The organism is Streptomyces sp. NPDC059785 (genome assembly GCF_042732375.1).
Lineage (GTDB): Bacteria > Actinomycetota > Actinomycetes > Streptomycetales > Streptomycetaceae > Streptomyces.
Genome location: NZ_JBHWHV010000044.1, coordinates 46,699 through 62,506, shown reverse-complemented (window position 1 = coordinate 62,506; position 15,808 = coordinate 46,699). Strand labels below are relative to the sequence as shown.

Genomic DNA, 15,808 nt, shown 5'->3' with positions numbered 1-15,808 from the left:
ACGGCTCCCGGACCCGGGCCCTCACGGCACCCGGTACGTCTCCCCGTACACCTGCCACGTCAGCGGCGTGTCCAGGTCCAGGTTGTCCGCGTAGAGGAAGCGGCGTTGGGCCGTGTCGATTCGGGTGGTGTCGCGGTGGTCCGTGGAGGACTTCATGGCCTTGCGGCGGATGTCGAGGAAGATGTCCAGGTACGCCTTCTCAGAGCCGCCCTCGGCCGGGGTGTCGGCCTCCGCCACGGCGCGGGCGCGCAGGGTGTCGAAGCCGTCGCGGCCGCCGCCGGGGCCGTGCATCACCATCGCGTCGTAGTAGACGAACTGCCCGAGCGTGCCGAGGCCGTCGCGCCTGGCGCGCTCGACCGCCGGATCGAAGTAGACCCGGTCGCGCAGCCGGTCCTGTGCCTTCTGGAAGGCGGTCTCGCGGGCCTCCGCGCGCCAGGCCGCCGGGAAGCCGTCCAGGCCCGCGTGCGAGTCGGTGCCGTCGACCTTCCGCAGTGCGGGCAGATAGCGGGCCAGCCCGTTGTCCGGGTGGTCCCCGGTGTACTCCTCGACGAGGGTGAGCACGTCGTGGGTGCCGGTGGTGAAGCCGATGATGCCCGCGGTGTAGCCCCGGCCGTCACCGATGTCCTCGACGTAGCCGTACTGGGCGCGCCAGTCCAGCGAGGAGTTCTCGGCGCTCGACACGATCCGCTGGGCCAGCTCCTTCTTGTCGGGGGCGGCGAGCCCGGCAGGCGCGGCGGAGGCGCTGCCGCGCACCGGTGCGCTGTCGTGCGCTGATGCACTGTCGGGCGCGGGTACGCTGTCGTGCGCCGGTGCGCGTTCGGGCCAGAGCGCCCAGACCGTCACCGCGGCCAGCAGGGTCACGACGGCGATCAACGTGCCGACGGGTCGTCTCATGCCCCGCAGCCTACGGCCGGGGGCAGGACCGCAGCCTACGGCCGGGGCAGGACGGCTGCCCACCCCCGGAGCTCCCGTCAGATCGCGCCGCCCGTCAGTTCCTGCGACTTGACCACGGTCAGTACCACGAGCAGCACCAGCACCGCCACGCAGGCGCCCGCCTGGACCGCCGTCCGGCGCCCGCCGCGGGGCGCGTACGCGTACGCCAGCGCCACCGCGCCGCCCGTCACCAGCCCGCCCAGGTGCCCCTGCCAGGAGGTGACGGCCGCGGAGATCACCAGCCACAGCAGCAGATACGCCATGAACCGGTTGACGCCGCGCATGTCCGCGCCCAGCCGACGGGCCAGCACCCAGTACGCGGCGCCCAGACCGAAGATCGCCCCCGACGCGCCGAGCGCGCCGTCCCCCGGCGCGAGCAGCATGACCGCGACCGAGCCGCCGAGCGCCGACAGCAGATACAGGGCGAGATAACGGGCCCGGCCGAGCTGCGCCTCGGCGACCCGGCCCAGACTCCACAGCGAGGCCATGTTCATGATGATGTGGAGCAGCCCGAACGTGCCCTCGGTGGGCGGCAGATGGAGGAACGCCCCGGTCAGCAGCCGGTACCATTCGCCGCCCGCGACGCCCTCGATACGGAAGCCGGGGAACTCGTAGCCCTGCCAGACGTAGTGCCCGCCGTCCGGCCCGGCGAGGCCGATGCCGAGCATCGCGAACCGGTCCACCACCGCCGGGCGCACCAGCTCGGCCACGTAGGCCAGCACATTGAGCCCGATCAGCACCGACGTCACCAGGGGCTTCGCCGTGATCCGCCCGCCGAAGGCGGTACGGGGCTGCCGTATCGAGCGGGCGCCCTCCTGCACGCACTCCACGCACTGGTGGCCGACGGCCGCCTCGCGCATGCAGTCCGGGCAGATGAAGCGGTCGCAGCGGGTGCAGCGCACGTACGACTCCACCTTGGGGTGGCGGTAGCAGGTGGTGACGGGAGGGCTCGGTGGCTCGGGGGTTCCGGGCGTCTTGGGGGCTTGAGGGGTCTCGTTGGGGGCTTCAGGGGTCTCGGGGGTCTCGGGCGATGCCACGCCGGCTCCTCGGGGATGCGGGGTGATGCGGGGTGATACGGGGTGATACGGGGACGGTGAGCCGGTGGGGCTGCGGGGAACAAAATAGCGAAAGTCGGTGGACGGGGCGGGACTCGGGAGGGGCGGTCCGGCGGCGGTGACGTAATCTCGCCTTTCGATCACCGCGTCACCGCACACGTACCGCACGCGCGCCGCACCGCGAAGGGAGCCCCGCATGCCCGGGATCAGCCTCACCAAGGTGGAGGAGACCGCACCCGCGCTGGTCAGCCTGTACAAGAGCGCCGGGGTTTCCCTGGCCAAGCACGGGCTGAACGGGCAGCGGGCCGCCGTCTACCTCGTGGTCGACTACTCGGGTTCGATGAAGCCCTACTACAAGGACGGCAGCGTGCAGGCGCTCGCCGACCGGGTGCTGGGCCTCGCCGCGCACTTCGACGACGACGGCACGGTTCCGGTCGTCTTCTTCTCCACCGACATAGACGCGGTCACCGACATCGCCCTGGCCGGCCACGAGGGCCGGATCGAGCGCATCGTGTCCGGGCTCGGGCACATGGGCAAGACCAGCTACCACCTCGCCATGGACGCCGTCATCGACCACTACCTCGACAGCGGCTCCAAGGACCCCGCGCTCGTGGTCTTCCAGACCGACGGCGGCCCGATCAACAAGCTCGCCGCCGAGCGGTATCTGTGCAAGGCCGCGAAGCTGCCGCTGTTCTGGCAGTTCATCGGCTTCGGCGACCCCGGCAGCAAGCAGTTCGACTTCCTGCGCAAGCTGGACGAACTGGCCGTGCCGCAGAAGCGGATCGTCGACAACGCCGGGTTCTTCCACGCCGGGGCCGACCCGCGCGAGGTCTCCGACGCGGAGCTGTACGACCGGCTGGTCAGCGAGTTCCCGCAGTGGCTCGCGGCGGCGCGGGCGCGGGACATCCTGCGCTGAACCGCTCCGGCGGGACCGTGGCGCAAGGTCAACTCCCGCGACCCGGCGCCCCGTTGGCTTACCCGAGGGCACATGGCACCCTGGGGTGATCCGAGGGGAGCGTGTCATGGGCGCACGACGGATCGAACCCGGCCGGGCCGTGGTGGGGGTCTCGCGGGACGGACGGCCCCGGCAGACGAGCCGCGGCGAACGGGCCGCGGACTGGGCGGACGCACGCCTCGGCGTCTACGGCCTGGGCAAGTCGTTCATGCGCAAGGTCTTTCCCGACCACTGGTCCTTCATGCTCGGCGAGATCTGCCTCTACAGCTTCGTCATCCTCATCCTCACCGGCATCTACCTCACCCTGTTCTTCGAGCCCAGCGGCGTCGAGGTCGTCTACAACGGCTCGTACGAACCGCTCAACGGCATCACCATGACCCGCGCCTACGAGTCGACGCTCGACATCAGCTTCGACGTACGCGGCGGGCTGCTGATCCGGCAGATCCACCACTGGGCCGCCCTGGTCTTCATCGCCGGGATCCTCGTGCACATGATGCGGGTGTTCTTCACCGGCGCGTTCCGCAAGCCCCGTGAGATCAACTGGGTGTTCGGCTGGCTGATGCTGATGCTCGCCCTCATCACCGGCCTGACCGGCTACTCGCTCCCCGACGACCTGCTCTCCGGCACCGGCGTCCGCTTCTCCCAGGGCGCGATCCTGTCGATCCCGCTGGTGGGGACGTACATCTCCTTCTTCCTCTTCGGCGGGGAGTTCCCCGGCAACGACATCATCCCGCGGTTCTTCCCGCTGCACGTGCTGCTGCTGCCGGGACTGATCCTGGGACTGCTCGTCGCCCATATCGCGCTGGTCGTCTACCACAAGCACACCCAGTACCCCGGGCCCGGAAAGACCCAGAAGTCGGTCGTCGGCATGCCGTTCATGCCGGTCTACATGGCCAAGGCCGGCGGGTTCTTCTTCCTCGTCTTCGGGGCGCTGTCGGTCATGGGCGCGATCGCGACGATCAACCCCGTGTGGGCCTTCGGCCCCTACCGCGCCGACCTGGTCACCACCGGCGCGCAGCCGGACTGGTACCTGGGCTTCTCCGAGGGCCTGATCCGGGTGATGCCGGGATGGGAGATCAACCTCTGGGGCCACACCCTCCAGCTCGGCGTGTTCATCCCCTTCATGCTCTTCCCGCTGATCCTGACCGCCATCGGCGTCTATCCCTTCGTCGAGGCGTGGATCACCGGCGACAAGCGCGAGCACCACCTCCTGGACCGGCCCCGCAACGTGCCCACCCGCACCGGACTCGGCGTCGCCTGGCTGACGCTGTATGCGGTCCTGCTGGTCGGCGGCGGCAACGACCTGTGGGCCGTCAAGTTCCATCTGTCCATCAACGCGATCACCTGGTTCGTACGGATCGCGTTCTTCGTCGCGCCGGTGCTCGCCTTCATCGTCACCCGCCGCGTCTGTCTGGGGCTCCAGCGCCGCGACCGCGACAAAGTGCTGCACGGCCGGGAGTCCGGCACCATCAAGCGTCTCCCGCACGGCGAGTACGTCGAGGTCCACGAACCGCTCACGCAGGCCCAGCTCCACACCCTCACCAGCCACGAACAGGCACCGCCGTACGAGGTCGGGCCGCTCGTCGACGGCAACGGCGTGGCCCGCCGCGTCGCCCCCTCCCGCCGGCTGCGCGCCCGGCTCGCCCGCGCCATGTACGGGCCCGGCACCTACATCGAGAAGCCCACCGAGGAGGAGTACCTCGAACACCGGGAGCTCACGGGCGGCGAGCACCACTGAGGGGGCCGGAGGGACCGAGGGAACCGGGTGACCGTGCCGCGAGGACGTCGGCGCGGCACTCGGACGGGGTGCCCCACGCCGTGCGCAGCGCCCGCGCCTTGGTCAGCCACAGCGACAGGCCGTACTCGGCGGTGTAACCGATCGCGCCGTGCGACTGGAGCGCGGTCCGCGCCGTCGCGTACGCCGCCTCGCACGCCATGACCTTCGCGGCGGCGACGTCCCCGGGGTCCATCGTCACCGCCGCGCCGAAGAGCATCGGCCGCGCGAACTCCAGCGCCGTCCTCGCGTCGGCGAGCCGGTGCTTGACGGCCTGGAACGAGCCCACCGGTACGCCGAACTGGGTCCGGGCCTTGACGTGGGCGACGGTCCGGTCGAGCAGCGCCCGGCCGACGCCGAGCGCCTGCGCGGCGGTCGCGAGCCGGGCCCACCGGAGCGCGGCCCCGGCCGCCCGGTCCACCTGCGCTCCCGCGGCGAGGAGTTCGCCGTCCGGCAGAAGGCGGGTCAGCCGGCGGGCCGGGTCGAGCGACGCGCGGACCGGCCCGTGCCCAGGCGCCAGCCGCAGTTCGCCGTCCTGCACGCGCAGCAGCGACTCCGCCGCGTCGCCGTCCGGCGCGTACCCGTCGCCGACGGCGAGCGTGGCGGCCGACTCGCCCGTGACCAGCGGCGGGAGCAGCCGCTTCGCCGGGCCCTGTTCGTCGAGGGCGGCCAGCAGGACGGCCGCCGCGGCCGTCTCCACCAGCGGCCCCGGCACCGCGTGCCGCCCCAGCTCCACGAAGGCCACGGCCAGCTCCACCGGCAGCGGGCCGAGACCCCCGTACGCCTCGGGGGCCGCCGGCACGAAGACGCCCGCGGCGGCGAGGCGGGACCACAGGGCGCGGCCGGGCGCGTGGTCCCCGGCGGCCCACGCGCGCACCACCGCCGGGGTGTCCGCGGCGCTCAGCAGCCCGTCCAGGGACCGGGCGAACGCGCGCTGCTCCGCGTCGAGCAGGAAACGCATCAGCGGCGGCCTTTCGCCGGGTCGAGCAGGGAAGACATCAGCGGCGGCCTTTCGCCGGGTCGAGCAGGGAAGACATCAGCGGCGGCCCTTCGGCAGGTCGAGCAGGGAAGACATCAGCGGCGGCCCTTCGGCAGGTCGAGCAGGGAGCGCATCAGCGGCGGCCCTTCGGGAGGTCGAGCAGGGAGCGCATCAGCGGCGGCCCTTCGGCAGGCCGAGCAGGCGCTCGGCGACGATGTCGCGCTGGATCTCGTTCGTGCCCGCGTAGACCGGCCCCGCCAGGGCGAAGACGTACCCCTGCGACCAGTCGGTGTCCGCGAGTTCGCCGTCCGCGCCGAGGACGTCGAGCGCCGTCTCGTGCAGCGCGAGATCCAGCTCCGACCAGAAGATTTTGTTCATGCTGGACTCCGGGCCGGGCGGCTCGCCCGCCGCCCGCCGGGACACCTGCGCCCAGCCGGACAACTGGTAGGCACGGGCGCCGATCACGGCGTCGGCCACGCGGTCGCGCAGGGCGGCGTCGGCCACGCGATGGCGCAGGGCGGTGTCGGCCACGCGGTCGCGCCAAGCGGCATCGGCCACGTCCGACGACCGGGTGGTGTCGGCCACGTCCGACGACCGGGCGCGGGTGTGCCACAGCTCGGCCAGCCGGTCGGCGGCGGCCAGGAAGCGGCCCGGGGCGCGCAGCGTCAGCCCGCGCTCGTCGCCCGCCGTCGACATGGCGATCCGCCAGCCCTCGCCCGGCGCGCCGATCACGTCCTCGTCCGGGACGAACACCCCGTCGAGGAAGATCTCCGCGAACGCGGGCTTCCCGTCGAGCCGCGCGATGGGGCGCACGGTGACCCCGCGCGCCCGCAGTCCGAACATCACGTACGTCAGCCCCTGGTGCCGCTTCGGGCTCCCGGGATCGCTGCGGAACAGGCCGAACGCGCGGTCCGCGAACGCCGCCCGCGACGACCAGGTCTTCTGCCCGAACAGCAGCCAGCCCCCGTCCGTACGCTCCGCGCGCGACGTCAGCGCGGCCAGGTCGGACCCCGCCTCCGGCTCGGACCAGGCCTGCGCCCACACCGTCTCGCCGCGGGCCATCGGCGGCAGCACGCGCGCGCACTGCTCGGCCGTGCCGTGCTCGAGGAGCGCGGGGGCGAGCAGGCTGACGCCGTTCTGCCCGACCCGGCCCGGCGCGCCCGCCGCCCAGTACTCCTCCTCGAAGAGCAGCCGGCGGACGAGCCCCGCGTCCCGGCCGCCGTACGCCGCCGGCCAGTCGACCACCGACCAGCGGTCCGCGGCCAGTTCGGCCTCCCAGTCGCGGTGCGCGGCGAAGCCCGAAGCGGTCTCCAGGGACGGCAGCGGATCCGCCGGCACGTGCGCGGCGAGCCAGGCCCCGGCCTCGGCGCGGAACGCCTCGTCGGCGGGGGAGTGCGTGAGATCCATCGGCGGCACCTTCCGACGGGCGGTCGGGCGGTCGGGCGGTCGGGCCGGAGCGTGCGGTCGCCCGGGGCGGTCCGGCAGCGGTCTTTTCCGGCGCCTTCCCTAACAAGTGTTTGGTAGGTTAGCGTGACGGTATGAGCGACGTCGAGAGTCCGGCGTACGTACCGGGGCACGGACTGCTCACGGGGCGCACCGCCGTCGTCACCGCCGCCGCGGGCACCGGCATCGGCGGAGCCACCGTCCGCCGCTTCCTCGAAGAGGGCGCCCGCGTCGTCATCGGCGACGCCCACGTCCGCCGGCTGCGGGACAACGAGGCGTCGCTCGCCGAGGAGTTCGGCGCCGCCAACATCGCCGCGCTGCCCTGCGACGTGACCGACGAGGCGCAGGTCGGCGCCCTCTTCGCGCTCGCCGACGAGCGCCACGACGGCCTGGACATCGTGGTCAACAACGCCGGACTCGGCGGCACCGCCACCCTCGCCGACATGACCGACGAGCAGTGGACCAAGGTCCTCGACGTCACGCTGAACGGGACGTTCCGCTGCACCCGGGCCGCGCTCCGGTTGCTCCGGCGGCACGGCCGCGGCGGAGTCGTCGTCAACAACGCCTCCGTACTGGGCTGGCGCGCCCAGCCGGGGCAGGCCCACTACGCCGCCGCCAAGGCCGGGGTCATGGCGCTCACCCGGTGCGCCGCCGTCGAGGCCGCCGAGTACGGCGTGCGGGTCAACGCCGTCGCGCCGAGCCTCGCCCTGCACCCGCACCTCGCGAAGGTCACCACGCCGGACCTGCTCGCCGAACTCACCGCGCGCGAGGCCTTCGGACGGTACGCGGAGCCCTGGGAGGTGGCCAACGTGATCGTGTTCCTGGCCTCCGGCTACTCGTCGTACCTGACGGGCGAGGTCGTCTCGGTCAGCAGCCAGCATGCCTAGCAGGACAATGGGTCCGTGCCTACCAAGAAGAAGCCCCAGGTGACCGCCGTGCCGGAGCGGCGCCGGCAACTCCTCGGCACCGCCGCCGAGGTCTTCGCCGAACAGGGCTACAACGCCACCACCGTACGCAAGATCGCCGACCACGCCGGCATGCTCGCGGGCAGCCTCTACTACCACTTCGACTCCAAGGAATCGATGCTGGAGGAGATCCTGCGGACCTTCCTCGACGAGCTGTGGGACGGCTACGACACCGTCCTCGCGGCCGGACTCGGGCCGAGAGAAACCCTGGAAGCCCTGGTCACCGAGTCCTTCCGGGAGATCGACCGGCACCGGGCCGCCGTCGCGATCTACCAGAAGGAGTCCAGGCACCTCGCCGCGCAGGCGCGGTTCGCCTTCCTCGCCGAGTCGCAGCGCAGGTTCGAGAAGGCGTGGCTCAGCACGCTGGAACGCGGCGTCTCGGCCGAGGTCTTCCGGGCCGACCTGGACATCCGGCTCACCTACCGGTTCGTGCGCGACACCGTGTGGGTCGCCGCGTCCTGGTACCGGCCCGGCGGACACCACAGCCCCGAGGAGATCGCCCGGCAGTACCTGTCGATGGTGCTGGAGGGCATCTCCCTGCGCGACACGGCACACGGCACCTCGCACGGTCCGTCACACGGCACGTGAGCGACATCTGACGCGACATCCGATCCCGGGGAGGGAACCGGTCATGGCCGAGGCATACATCGTCGAAGCGGTCCGCACGCCCGTCGGACGGCGCGGGGGAGGGCTGGCCGGCGTGCACCCGGCCGACCTCGGCGCCCACGTCCTGACCGCCCTGGTCGAACGGTCCGGGATCGACCCGGCCGCCGTCGAGGACGTCGTCTTCGGCTGCCTCGACACGGTGGGCCCGCAGGCCGGTGACATCGCCCGCACCTGCTGGCTGGCCGCCGGACTGCCCGAGGAGGTGCCCGGCGTCACCGTCGACCGGCAGTGCGGCTCCTCCCAGCAGGCCCTGCACTTCGCGGCCCAGGGAGTCCTCTCCGGCACCCAGGACCTGGTGGTCGCCGGCGGTGTGCAGAACATGTCGCTGATCCCCATCGGCTTCGCCTCCCGCCAGGCCGCCGTACCGCTCGGCCTCACCGAGGGCCCCTTCGCCGGCAGCACCGGCTGGCGCGCCCGCTACGCCGACCGGCCCGTCAGCCAGTTCCACGGCGCCGAGGCGATCGCCGCCAAGTGGGGCATCGGCCGCGAGGAGCAGGAGCGGTACGCGCTCCGCTCGCACCAGCGGGCGGTCCGCGCCCTCGACGAGGGCCGCTTCGCCCGCGAGACCGTGCCGTACGGCGAGGTCATCGCCGACGAGGGCCCGCGCCGCGACACCTCCCTGGAGAAGATGGCGGGCCTGAAGCCGGTCCTGCCGGACGGCACCGTCACCGCCGCCTGCTCCTCCCAGGTCTCCGACGGCGCCGCCGCCCTGCTCCTCGCCTCCGAACGGGCGGTACGGGAGCACAGGCTGACCCCCCGCGCCCGCGTGCACCACCTCACCGTGCGCGGCGAGGATCCGATCCGCATGCTCACCGCCCCGATCCCGGCGACCGCGCACGCCCTGAAGAAGACCGGCCTGGCCATCGACGACATCGACCTCGTCGAGATCAACGAGGCGTTCGCACCGGTCGTGCTCGCCTGGCTGAAGGAGACCGGCGCCGACCCCGCCCGGGTCAACGTCAACGGCGGCGCCATCGCCCTCGGCCACCCGCTCGGCGCCACCGGAGCGAAACTCATGACGACGCTGCTGCACGAACTGGAGCGCACGGGCGGCCGCTTCGGCCTCCAGACCATGTGCGAGGGCGGCGGCCAGGCGAACGTGACGATCGTCGAACGGCTCTGAGCGCCCGAGGGTTCCTCACCGCACGTATCCGTGCCCGGGTGGGTGCGCCGCCGAGCGGGAAGCCCTGCCGTGCCCGCCGCGCCGAACGCGTCCTGCGGCGAGGACTCCAGCACGCTGACGGCGAGCTTCACGCGCACGAGGTGCGGTTCCCCGCGGACCGTGCCCGGTCCGAGGGAGTCCGGCCGGGGAGACCGTCCATGGTCTCCCGGGCCTGTGCCATCACCCGGTCCACCAGCTCCGCGCACGAGGGCAGATCGTCGATCACGCCCGCGACCTGCCCCGACGCCATCACACCGAGATCCGTACGGCCGTCCACCAGCGCCGACTTCAGCAGCATCGGCGTGTTCGCGGCGAGCAGTACCTGACTCCAGGTGAGGTCACGGCCGCGCTTCAGGGCGAGCCCGTCCCGCACCATCCCCCTCCACGTCAGCCCCGACGTCCGCCGGAAGCCGCCCGCCCGCCGCACGGCCCGCAGCAGCGCGCGGACCCGCCCCGACCGCTCCAGGGCGGCGACGAACTCCGTCCGCAGCATGCGGTGCGGCAGCCCGTCCACGGCCGTCGTCACCGTCACGTCCCGCACGGTCGCCGCCAGATACGCCTCCTTCACGGCGTCCGGGACCGGCGAGTCCGACGTCAGCAGGAAACGGGTGCCCATCGCCACCCCCGCCGCGCCGTACGCCAGCGCGGCCACCAGGCCCCGCCCGTCGTGGAAACCGCCCGCCGCCACCACCGGTATCCGCACCGCGTCCACCACCTGCGGCAACAGCACCGTCGTCGCCACCTCGCCGGTGTGCCCGCCGCCCTCGCCGCCCTGCACGATCACCGCGTCGGCACCCCAGGCGGCCACCTTCTCGGCGTGCCGGCGCGCCCCGACGGACGGGATGACGACGACCCCCGCCGCCTTCAGCTCGGCGATCAGCTCACGCGTGGGGGCGAGGGCGAACGACGCCACCCGCACGCCCTCCTCGACGATGATCCGCACCCGGTCGCCCGCGTCGGCGGAGTCCGCGCGCAGATTCACCCCGAACGGCCGGTCCGTACGGGACTTGACCTCCCGTACGGCCTCGCGCAGCCGGTCGGGTGTCATCGTCGCGGAGGCCAGGATGCCCAGGGCGCCGGCCTCAGCGGTCGCCGAGACCAGGCGGGGCCCCGCCACCCAGCCCATCGCCGTCTGGACGATCGGGTGCCGGACCCCGGTGAGCCGGGTGAGCGCGGTCTCCATCAGCGCCCGGCCCCCTTCTGGCCACCGGCGGGGTCCCGGTCCGCCGGTATCTCACGGTCCCTGGTGGTCTCCGGGTCGATGACCTCCCGGATCAGTCGCAGCTCCTCCCTCGTCGGTTCCCGGGTGCACGGCACCCCGTCGGGTATCCGCAGCTCGAAGCCGGTGGCTCGGACCACCTGCTCGACGGTGACGCCCGGGTGCAGCGAGGCGAGCCGCATGGAGTGGTCGGGCGTGGCGAAGTCGAGGACGCAGAGGTCGGTGACGACGCGCGCGATGCGGTGGAAGCGGGTGGCGTCCGGGCCCGCCTCGGCCGCGTGGTCGTACCCCACCCCGCAGACCATGTCGACCCGCTCCACGAAGACCCGCGGGGAATGTCTCGGGATCCAGTAACTCGTCGGATGGTTCAGGGTGTTGACCGGTGCGCCGCGCACGCCGAGGAGCTGGCGGCGGGGGCGGGACCAGTCGCCGACGCAGGAGATGTTCTGGTTGCCGAAGCGGTCGAGCTGGCTCGCGCCCATCATGACGTGCCGACGCCCGCCGGTCACCAGCGCCAGATGCTGCCGGTAGGGCAGCCAGCCCTCCGGGGTGCCGTCGGCCGCGACGAGCATCGCCTCGCCGTCGGTCAGCAGCAGATCGGGGGAGAAGGTGCACCGGGCGAGCCGGGCGCCGACGGACGGCACCAGACCCATCGGCGAGGCCAGCACCTCACCGGCACCCCGCCACGCCTCGGCGCAGGCGACCACGCAGTACTCGGCACGGGTGGGGGACGGGGACGCCGGAGTGGGGGACGGTGGCGGTTTCGGGGGTACGGGGTGTGCGGTCATCGGTCCGTCTCCTTCCGCCAGGTCCGTACGGCCTCCTGGTAGGCGTGTTCGTCACCGGCCAGGAAGCGGCGCGCGAACTCGTCGTGGGGCGTCGTGGCGTACAGCTTCTGGAAGGCTTCGTCGCGGCCGTAGTCCGGGGCGCAGGAGGTGAAGTGCGCACCGTGCGGCGTCTCGACCACGCCCGTCACGCTCGACCGCTTGAGCAGCAGCGTCTGCGGAGCCGGTGCCCCGCCGCCGCCCTCGTCACGGCCGCCCCCGTCACCGCCGCCCCCGCCGCCGGTGGCGCCGTCCGGGTCCGCCGCGCCGATCCGGTCGACCAGCCGCTCGCACGAGACGTACGCCGCGTCGGCCGCCTCGCAGAACAGGTCGTCGAAGTACGGATCCGGGCCCAGGCAGCGGCCGTTGCCCCGGCGGTCCGCGCGGTTGAGGTGGACCAGGGCGGCGTCGAGGCGCAGCGCGGGCATGGCGACGAACTTCTCCCGGCGGCCCGTCGACTCGTCGGCGTAGGGCGAAGTGACCGTCCGCAGACCGGGGTTGACCCGCAGCACGTCCGAACCGAGCCCGGAGCGCACGGGCAGGAAGGGCAGCCGGTTGGCCGCGGCATGCAGGCCCCACATGAACATCGCCTCGTCGACCTCCGTCAGCGCGAGGGCGCCCGACTCCCGCGCGGCCCGGTAGTGCGGTTCGAGCGGGATCGAGTCCAGGGTGACGAAGGGGGTGACCAGCTTGCGGATCCGTCCGGCGGCGGCGAGCAGCCCCACGTCCGGGCCGCCGCACGAGACCACCGTGAGATCTCCGATACCGGCCCGGAGCACCGCTCTGACCAGGGCCATCGGTTTGCGGCGCGAGCCCCAGCCGCCGATGCCGAGGGTCATCCCGCTGGCCAGCCGGCCCACCGCCTGCTCCGCCGTCATCGTCTTGTCACTCACCACGCCGCCTCCCCGCCCTCGCGGGCCGCCGCCCTGGCCTCACCGGCCTTCTCCCCGTCCCCGCCGCCCGCCTTCCCGCCCTCGCCGCCCGCCTTCCCGTCCTCGCCGAAGGAGGCGCGGACCCGGTCCGCGACCCCCCTGACGGCGGCCTCGAAGGTGAACCCCTGCTCGAAGCGGTAGCTGCGGCGGACGTCGACGGGGTCGATGCCGTTCAGCGCGGCCTTCGCGAGGCGGATCAGCTCACCGTCCTTCGCGGCGATCTCGCGGGCCAGGTCCAGCGCCGCCGCGCGCAGCCGGTCGCGCGGCACCACCCGCCACACCGAGCCGTGCTTGTGCAGCTCGGCCGCGGTCACCGTGCGCGAGGTGAAGTACAGCGTGCGCATCAGATGCTGGGGGACCAGGCGGGCGAGATGCGTGGCTGCCCCGAGCGCGCCCCGGTCCAGCTCGGGCAGCCCGAAGGTGGCGTCCTCCCCGGCCACGACCGCGTCCGCGTTCCCCACCAGACCTATGCCGCCGCCCAGGCAGAAGCCCTGCACCGCCGCGATGACGGGCACCTCGCACTCGTACACGGCGGCGAACGCCTCGGCGCAGCCGCGGTTGGCGCCGACGAGCGCGGCGCGCGCCGGGCCCGTCCCTGTGCCCTGCCATGACGCGTCCCGCCGCGACGCGTCACGCTGCAACTCCTTGATGTCGACGCCCGCGTTGAAACCGCGGCCCTCCGCCGCCAGCACGACGCAGCGGACCTCCGGGTCGCGGCCCGCCTCGCGGACGGCCCCGGCCAGCTCGAACCAGCCGCGCACCGGCAGCGCGTTCACCGGCGGGTAGTCGACCGTGACGACCGCGATCCCCTTTTCCGGGGAGGAGGTGCAGACACCCATGAGCGCATCAGCTACCTTTCCACTGTCTGCCCACCAAACATTTGTTAGGTTCATGCACTGCCGAAGCTAGCAGCGAACGGACGAGCGCGGGAGGGCCTGTGGACATCGCAGACGACGCCAAGTCCGACGACGCCGAGTCCGACGACGCCGAGTCCGGCGGCGCGGGCAGCGCTGGTCTCGACGGCGGGGCCGCAGACGGCAAGGTCGTCGTTGTCACGGGCGGCACCCGTGGGGTCGGCGCCGGTGTCGCGCGGGCCTTCGCCGCGGCGGGCGCGCGCGTCGTCGTCTGCGCCCGCAGACCCCCCGAAGCACCGTGCGAGGGCGTCGAGTTCAGCCCCGTCGACCTGCGTGACGCGGCCGCCACCCGGGCGTTCTTCGAGTCGCTGCCCCGGCTGGACGTCCTGGTCAACAACGCGGGCGGGTCCCCGTACCGCCCGCTCGCGACCTCGCCGGCCGAGCGCCACGCGCGCGTGATCGAGCTGAACCTCACCGCGCCGCTGACCGCCTCGCTCGCCGCGTACGACCGGCTCCGCCGGGCCCGCGGGTCGATCGTGATGATCGGCAGCGTCAGCGGGAGCCGGCCCTCGCCCGGTACGGCGGCCTACGGAGCGGCCAAGGCGGGCCTCGAACACCTGGCCCGCTCGATGGCCGTCGAGTGGGCCCCGGAGGTCCGGGTCAACACCCTGGTCGTCGGCATGGTCCGCACCGAGCGGTCGGAGCTGCACTACGGGGACGAGGCCGGGATCGCGGCGGTGGCCGGGACCGTCCCGCTGGGCCGCCTCGCGCAGCCGTCCGACATCGGCCGGGCCGCGGTCTTCCTGGCCTCCGACGCCGCCGCGTACATCAGCGGCGCGAGCCTGCTCGTGCACGGCGGCGGGGAGCGCCCCGCGTTCCTGGCCGCCGCGACGGCCGGAAACATCACCGGCGAAGCCGGAAGAGAAGCCGCCGGAAACACCACCGGCGAAGCCGGACGAGAAGCCGTCGTAGAAGCAGCGGCCGGAAACACCGACAGAGAACCCGACACCGAATGGGAGGGGTTGGTATGAGCGCACCGTTGCTGTGCGAGGGGCGGGTGGTGGCCGTCACGGGTGCCGGGCGCGGACTCGGCCGGGCCCACGCCCTCGCCTTCGCCGCCGAGGGCGCCCGGGTCGTCGTCAACGACCTCGGCGTCCGCATCGACGGCACCCCGGACCCCGACAGCCCGGCCGCGCAGGTGGCCGCCGAGATCCGCGCGGCCGGCGGCGAGGCGGTCGCCCACGGCGGCGACGTCGCGACCACGGAGGGGGCGGCCTCCCTCGTACGTACCGCCCTGGAGACGTACGGCGGGCTCGACACCCTGGTGAACAACGCCGGTTTCCTGCGCGACCGGATGCTGGTCAACCTCGACGAGGACGACTGGGACGCCGTGACCCGCGTCCACCTCAAGGGGCACTTCCTGCCGCTCAGACACGCGGCCGCGCACTGGCGGGCGGAGGCGAAGGCCGGGCGCGCACCGGCGGCCCGGGTCGTCAACACCGGCAGCGGAGCCGGGCTGCTCGGCTCGGTCGGCCAGGCCGGCTACAGCGCCGCCAAGGCCGGGATCGTCGCGCTGACCCTGGTCGCGGCCGCCGAACTCGACCGGTACGGCGTCCAGGTCAACGCGATCGCGCCCGCCGCCCGTACCCGGATGACCGAGCGGACCTTCGCCGCCACGATGGCCGCGCCGGCCGCCGCGGACGCCTTCGACGCCATGGCACCCGGCAACGTGTCACCGCTGGTCGTCTGGCTCGGCTCCGCCGCCAGCGCGGGCGTCACCGGACGGGTCTTCGGCGCCGAGGGCGGGCGGATCACCGTGATGGAGGGCTGGCGGCCCGGCCCCGCCGCCGACAAGGGGGCCCGCTGGACCCCGGCCGAGGCGGGCGACGCGGCCCGCGCGCTGCTGGCGCGCGCGTGCGCGCCGGGCGCGGTGTACGGGGCGTAGTTCGATTGGCGTACCACACCTAGGAGTTCCACCCCTGGACCCGGCCCCGACGACTGGGAAGGATGCCCGCAGGGACCGGTCAGGGACCGGTCAGGGGCCTAT

15 protein-coding genes are annotated in these 15,808 nt (G+C 73.3%); 7 read left to right on the top strand and 8 right to left on the bottom strand.

All coding sequences use genetic code 11. The features are described 5' to 3' along the window. Positions 1–21: 21 nt before the first annotated feature. Complete coding sequence (locus ACFV6E_RS29025; protein WP_385160083.1) at positions 22–894, bottom strand: chitosanase; 873 nt, start codon at positions 892–894, stop codon at positions 22–24. 77 nt (positions 895–971) lie between these two features. Then, positions 972–1,847 carry a rhomboid family intramembrane serine protease gene (locus tag ACFV6E_RS29020; protein ID WP_385465614.1) on the bottom strand — a complete coding sequence of 292 codons (876 nt, stop codon included), beginning with the start codon at positions 1,845–1,847 and terminating at the stop codon, positions 972–974. Positions 1,848–2,184: 337 nt separating this feature from the next. Between ACFV6E_RS29020 and ACFV6E_RS29015 the strand changes: the two genes are divergently transcribed. Then, on the top strand, positions 2,185–2,904 hold the full coding sequence (locus tag ACFV6E_RS29015; protein WP_385160081.1) for a vWA domain-containing protein: 720 nt from the start codon (positions 2,185–2,187) through the stop codon (positions 2,902–2,904). A 106-nt stretch (positions 2,905–3,010) separates the two neighbouring features. Further along, complete coding sequence (locus tag ACFV6E_RS29010; RefSeq protein WP_385160079.1) at positions 3,011–4,681, top strand: cytochrome bc complex cytochrome b subunit; 1,671 nt, start codon at positions 3,011–3,013, stop codon at positions 4,679–4,681. On the opposite strand, the gene ACFV6E_RS29005 is transcribed toward ACFV6E_RS29010, so the two are convergent. Beyond that, positions 4,659–5,678: an acyl-CoA dehydrogenase family protein gene (locus ACFV6E_RS29005; protein ID WP_385160077.1), complete on the bottom strand. Its 1,020-nt coding sequence runs from the start codon at positions 5,676–5,678 to the stop codon at positions 4,659–4,661. The genes ACFV6E_RS29010 and ACFV6E_RS29005 overlap by 23 nt on opposite strands. Positions 5,679–5,867: 189 nt before the next feature. Further along, positions 5,868–7,103 carry an acyl-CoA dehydrogenase family protein gene (locus tag ACFV6E_RS29000; RefSeq protein WP_385465593.1) on the bottom strand — a complete coding sequence of 412 codons (1,236 nt, stop codon included), beginning with the start codon at positions 7,101–7,103 and terminating at the stop codon, positions 5,868–5,870. Between the two features lie 131 nt (positions 7,104–7,234). Between ACFV6E_RS29000 and ACFV6E_RS28995 the strand changes: the two genes are divergently transcribed. Genes ACFV6E_RS28995 through ACFV6E_RS28985 form a run of 3 tightly spaced genes read left to right on the top strand, consistent with a single transcriptional unit; the run spans position 7,235 to position 9,893 of the window. Then, positions 7,235–8,026, top strand: a complete 792-nt coding sequence (locus ACFV6E_RS28995) for an SDR family oxidoreductase (RefSeq protein ID WP_385160073.1) — start codon at positions 7,235–7,237, stop codon at positions 8,024–8,026. A 15-nt stretch (positions 8,027–8,041) separates the two neighbouring features. After that, positions 8,042–8,692 (top strand): TetR/AcrR family transcriptional regulator, encoded by a 651-nt coding sequence (locus ACFV6E_RS28990; protein ID WP_385160071.1) that lies wholly within the window; start codon positions 8,042–8,044, stop codon positions 8,690–8,692. Between the two features lie 43 nt (positions 8,693–8,735). Continuing rightward, positions 8,736–9,893 carry an acetyl-CoA C-acetyltransferase gene (locus tag ACFV6E_RS28985; protein ID WP_385160069.1) on the top strand — a complete coding sequence of 386 codons (1,158 nt, stop codon included), beginning with the start codon at positions 8,736–8,738 and terminating at the stop codon, positions 9,891–9,893. A gap of 127 nt (positions 9,894–10,020) precedes the next feature. On the opposite strand, the gene ACFV6E_RS28980 is transcribed toward ACFV6E_RS28985, so the two are convergent. Genes ACFV6E_RS28980 through ACFV6E_RS28965 form a run of 4 tightly spaced genes read right to left on the bottom strand, consistent with a single transcriptional unit; the run spans position 10,021 to position 13,746 of the window. Further along, positions 10,021–11,115 carry an NAD(P)H-dependent flavin oxidoreductase gene (locus tag ACFV6E_RS28980; protein ID WP_385160067.1) on the bottom strand — a complete coding sequence of 365 codons (1,095 nt, stop codon included), beginning with the start codon at positions 11,113–11,115 and terminating at the stop codon, positions 10,021–10,023. Then, positions 11,115–11,939, bottom strand: coding sequence for a CoA-transferase subunit beta (locus ACFV6E_RS28975; RefSeq protein ID WP_385160065.1), 825 nt, complete (start codon positions 11,937–11,939; stop codon positions 11,115–11,117). The genes ACFV6E_RS28980 and ACFV6E_RS28975 overlap by 1 nt, the downstream gene beginning before the upstream one ends. Then, on the bottom strand, positions 11,936–12,868 hold the full coding sequence (locus ACFV6E_RS28970; RefSeq protein ID WP_385160063.1) for a CoA transferase subunit A: 933 nt from the start codon (positions 12,866–12,868) through the stop codon (positions 11,936–11,938). Before ACFV6E_RS28970 ends, ACFV6E_RS28975 begins: the two co-directional genes overlap by 4 nt. After that, a complete protein-coding gene (locus ACFV6E_RS28965; protein ID WP_385160061.1) occupies positions 12,865–13,746 on the bottom strand; it encodes an enoyl-CoA hydratase family protein in 882 nt (293 codons plus the stop codon). The genes ACFV6E_RS28970 and ACFV6E_RS28965 overlap by 4 nt, the downstream gene beginning before the upstream one ends. 98 nt (positions 13,747–13,844) lie before the next feature. Here ACFV6E_RS28965 and ACFV6E_RS28960 point away from each other — a divergent pair, with 98 nt between their 5' ends. Both ACFV6E_RS28960 and ACFV6E_RS28955 read left to right on the top strand, forming a co-directional pair. Further along, positions 13,845–14,792: an SDR family oxidoreductase gene (locus ACFV6E_RS28960; protein WP_385465590.1), complete on the top strand. Its 948-nt coding sequence runs from the start codon at positions 13,845–13,847 to the stop codon at positions 14,790–14,792. Further along, positions 14,789–15,706, top strand: coding sequence for an SDR family oxidoreductase (locus ACFV6E_RS28955; RefSeq protein ID WP_385160059.1), 918 nt, complete (start codon positions 14,789–14,791; stop codon positions 15,704–15,706). Before ACFV6E_RS28960 ends, ACFV6E_RS28955 begins: the two co-directional genes overlap by 4 nt. Positions 15,707–15,808: the final 102 nt, after the last annotated feature.